Below are 5,067 nucleotides of genomic sequence, written 5' to 3'. Positions count from 1 at the left end.
CACCAAAACAAAGTAATGCCCCGATTAAAAAAGAGACAGTCACCAAAACACCACAAGAACAAGAATTTGATAACTTAAAAGTTTTGTTACGAAAATATATAAAGCAAGGTGAGCAGTTCGATATTGAAGCTAAGTTCGAACAATTAAAAGCGTTAAGTCCAAACAATAAGGAATTTCAAATTTTCATCAAAGATATGCTTCAAATGATATTTTCAAAATTTATGAAGAAAATATCACCTATTCACTTTGATTGCATTCCTTATCTTTTGAGAATCAGAGATCCAGAAATTCTTTTCCAAGAAATCTTTGCACAAGGTGTGATGAAATATATTTATGACCGTTATCAGACTCATGCCGAATCAATCCATCAGCTGGCTGAACAATATCTAACCGATTATCCGGTACAAATGGTGGATAAAATAGTTAACGCATTACAGAGTATTTTTGAAACTACCCAGACAGGAGGTGAAAAAAATATTTCAGCTAACAAATTCCCTGAAAATGTTTGTGGCTTTAATATCACCTTTGATTATAAAACGCTGGAAATATATGCTTTATTCAATGAACGAAATTCCAAACGCTATTATTCAGAAAGTCTAAATGAGCTAGAATATGATGGGACTAGTTATGGCGTTGAGATAAATAATCAATACTTTGTTCCATTACTTACCAAAAAACTCCAGAAAATGCTGGATGATGGTTTTTTTGGTGGTATGACTGATAAATATTTCAGAATTGCCCTTTTCCAAACAGATAATATTCTTATTGAAATACCAATAGAACAAACCTACCGACAAACAAGGATATTTAAGCTTGAAAGCGACCTAAAATATCTCGAGCAATCAGATGAATATTATGCAGATTTGCTAACTGACACGGTTGAGGAATATTTTGCCCTTAATGGCGTTATTGAGCAATACGATACCGATAGAATTTTAGCATTACTAAAAAAATATCTTTATTCAGGTGAGAAAGAGGCTGAATCGAAAGGACGTTCACTGTTAAGGAAATACGACGATTTTGATTATAACAAATGGCATTTAGTTGATTTACAGTTTGAATGGGCTAATTTTGATTATAGATATGCTTATAACAGTGTTGAATGCTTAGTTGATAAAGGATATGAACCAGCAATTCTACAAAAACAAGCGTGGGATAAACTGGGCATTATTGATAACAAGCCTGATAGCAAGCCAGAAAAAAAAGACGATCCAGACGATCAATCAGAAACCGAACGTTTTTATGATACTTTTACTGAAACTGATGTTTTTTGTGAAACTGAAACCATTATCGCCAGAGCCATGCCAACGGGTGGTGAAATTTACTTACGCTTTAAACAAGAAAGTGAACAGGCATATTCCGATGCACTTGATTATTTAAATAACTTAATGGCAAAAGGTTATTCAAATATATTTGAGGGGCATTGGCTTCATATTTATTTTGTTGCCAAGCCTGAATACTATTCTGAATTCGCTAAATACGTTAAAAAATATGTACACTTTGAAGAATATGAACTAGGGATGGGGATAGCTTGTTGTTCACATGTTTTTTTCCGCAAAGCAGCGATGTACGAAAGTTTACATGATAAAATTCGAGAGTTTGTTGACTTAACTATGTATGAACTTGATTATAGTTTTGATTTACAAGATGAATATAGTTCAGTCGCCGGGGCATTTGCTGCTATTGCCCTGGCAATGACGGATGTGAAACATATGGATTTGGCTATTAAATTTGCACTTGAAATCGATGGTGACCATGAATATTTGGCAGGTAATTTTGGTATTGTTCTTGAAAAATATTGGGGTATTACGCCCGAAACAGCGGTTGCGATTGCGCTATTGCAATTAACTCAAGGTCAACATATGTCTGAATTATCCAGTCAATTTTATAAAATTCCGCAAAATTTAGCTAGTTTGACCGATTATTACAGTATGAACGAGCCAAAAAATCCATATTGTAAATTGACTTATTTAGTAAAATATCTTTTTGGTAAACCTAGTGATAGTCTTAAAAAGTTAAAAAAATTATTTAATAATGCGACTGATCCGCAAGAGAAATTGATTTATGCTGATTTTTATAATTTAGTTTTAGAAGCTCTTGAGGAAGAAGGAGAAGGTAGCGGTCAACCAATTATTTATAACATCTCACCTAAACCAGAAAGCGATTCCGAACCGTTAATCATCGATGAGCAAGATTTTATCGAAAATCCACCTTGTGTCATTACGCCATTGGAAGCTAAAAAACGCGGGTTTGATCTCAATGAATTATATACTCATGATTCCTCATGGAAAGCAATTATTTTTGCGCCATTAACGATAACTAATCCCTACATTTTCGACGCTATTATCCAATTTTATAAAGTGCAGAATGAAATAAATCCCAACTCTGTTATCGCTTGGGGCACTGAACAAGCCTACTGTTTTGGTAAAAGGGTCGTGATTGATTTTAGTGGCACCCCTTATCAAGTGGGTATGGGAATTTATGGTAAAAACCAAGCTCAGCTAATTTATGGAGTAATGGATTTTGCAAAGATTGCTGTTGCAATGAACAAACAAGAGCCCGATAAAGAAAAATTATACGCACTGCGAAAACAATACTATTACTTCGACAGTCCCAAAGGAAGCCCAAACATTGATAAATCCAAGCCCGGTATAATGCATTTGGATGAAGCTTTAGGCGCTGGGGTTTTTAATGATAATAATTATCGGGCAATCAAACAGCTTGAAAAAATTACGCCGGATATGGGTGAAGTGTATGATGCCTCACTACTGTTTATGGCATATATACAGCAGAAAAAACTAGATTATGCCATGGAGAAACTGCAAAGAATCGATACTACTGAACTAAAACAGGTATACCAAACAGCACAAAAACGCCTGCCACAATATCAAGAATACTGGCAGGAAAAGTTAGCCAAATTATAATTAATAAAAAGGCTTACTAATTGGGGCTTAAGCCCCAATTGACAGAATAAATTCAAATTATTCTAATAAATATAAAAAAGATAAGTATTAGGAAAACATAACACAATGAAAAAGTATCTAGAATATAGCGATCTACAGTCAAACAAATTTTGGTATATTACCCAACAAGACGAATCACTAACAATCGTATTTGGTAAGGTAGGGGCAAAAGGACAAACACAAGTTAAAACGTTTTTATCGCCTGCCGATGCGGAAAAAGAAGCCAACAAACTGATCAGATCGAAAATCAAAAAGGGCTATGAGGAAAAAGCAATCCCACCAGCGTTTGAACAATCAACCTGCATAGAAAAGCAAAGCCAAACAATCATCAAAATGCCCGATGCCCCAAAACCGAAATACCACCCCAAACCCACACCACCCAAAGATGTGAAGGATGACGGTAAAGAAAAACCGTGGTTTAATCTTCAAGGATGGTCATATGGAGGTCAACCTAACCCATTTGATTTTGAAGAGTTACGTAAGGTATCTCCCGTTCAACAACCAACAAAAGAAATTAATAACCCGGTTGAAAAAGAAACTTTAACCAAAACAGCGCAAGAACTAGAATTTGAAAATCTTAAAAATATGGTTCAAAAGCATATTAGACAAGGTGATCAATTTGATGTCGTAGCTACTTTCAATAAACTTAAAGTTCTTAGTGCATCAGAAACAGTATTTCAAACTTTAATAAAAAATGTACTTGAAGCTATTTTTTCTGATTTTGTTATTTTGGTTTCTCCAATTCATTTAGATATCTTAGCTTATCTTTTACCTATTAAACATTCAAATATATTGATAAAAGAACAGAATGCTAAGGGAGTTTTGAAATACATTTATGACAATTATCAAAGCAATTTAACAGGTATTCATGGTTTAGTTGATAAATATCTAACCGCTTTTTTTAAAGATATAGCTGAAGAGGTGGTGATTCAAGTTAAAAAATTAGTCGAGACAATTCGCTCTGGTGGAAGTGATAATATCCCAGCCTTTAAACTTCCCAATGCTACTTACGGATTTTTCATCAGAACGTTCAGTAAAGGATGTATTAAAATTTGTAGCCTGAACTATGACAATCGCTATATTGATTATACAGAACACAATTGTGATATGCAGTATCATAATCCAATACTTATCATCCAATATTTAACACAATTTTTAAAACCTAAATTACAACAAATGGTTGATCAAGATTTTTTTGAGGGTCTTACCGAAAATTACTTTAAAATTGCATTTTTCAATCAATTTCAACCATTAGCGGATAAACGCTTGAATGAGGATCACCTTAATGAATTAGCAAAAAATATAGAGGCAAATCTTCAAAAACTTGAAAAATCGGATGAATATGATATCGAACTCTTATCTGATACAGTTAAAGCGTATTTTGCTTCAGATGGCGTTATTCTGCATCTTAAAACGGATAGAATTTTAGCATTATTAAAAAAATATCTTCATTCTGGTGAAGCAAAACCCCAAAAAATAAGTATAAGTCTTATAGAAGAATATGCTGATTTTGACTTTAATAAATGGCATCTGGCTAACCTCCAATTCAAATGGAAAGATTTTGATTTTAAAGTTGCTTACAAAGGGTTAAATCCTCTAATAAATGCTGGATATGAGCCAGCAATAATACAAAAACAAGAGTGGGATCAGCTGGGTGAAATTCATTACACACCCCGTGTAATAGAAGATTCAATAAATCAACATGTAAATACATATTCTTATAACTCTTTTACTGAAAATGATGTTTTTTGTGAAACAGATGCTATTATTGCTAGAGCTATGTCAACAAATGGCAAAATCTATCTGCGTTTCAAAGAAGAAAGTGAGAAGGCATATTCACAAGCACTTGATTATTTAAATAGCTTAATGGCAAAAGGCTATTCTAAAAAATTTGATGGTTATTGGCTTAATGTTTATTTTGTTACCAAGCCTGAATACTATCCTGAATTTGCTCGCATCATCAAACAATATCCTGATTTAGCCAGTAATTCTCATGCCTTTTTTCGCAAAGCAGCGATATACGAAAGTTTACATGATAAAATACGAAAATTTGTTGAATTAACAATGGAGAAATTTCACCATTGTTTAGATCTCCAAGATGAAG

General features: G+C 33.5%; 2 protein-coding genes. Both read left to right on the top strand.

All coding sequences use genetic code 11. The annotated features are described in order from the left end of the window. On the top strand, positions 1 to 2,924 hold a 2,924-nt coding region (locus tag J3U42_RS12000; protein WP_267336569.1), incomplete at its 5' end, for a DUF6138 family protein. 105 nt (positions 2,925 to 3,029) lie between these two features. Then, the coding region (locus J3U42_RS11995) for a DUF6138 family protein (protein WP_267336568.1) at positions 3,030 to 5,067 on the top strand (2,038 nt) is incomplete at its 3' end.

Origin of the sequence: Gilliamella sp. B2923 (assembly GCF_026536565.1) — a bacterium.
In the GTDB taxonomy this organism is placed as follows: domain Bacteria; phylum Pseudomonadota; class Gammaproteobacteria; order Enterobacterales; family Orbaceae; genus Gilliamella.
This window is presented reverse-complemented; position numbering and strand designations above follow the sequence as displayed.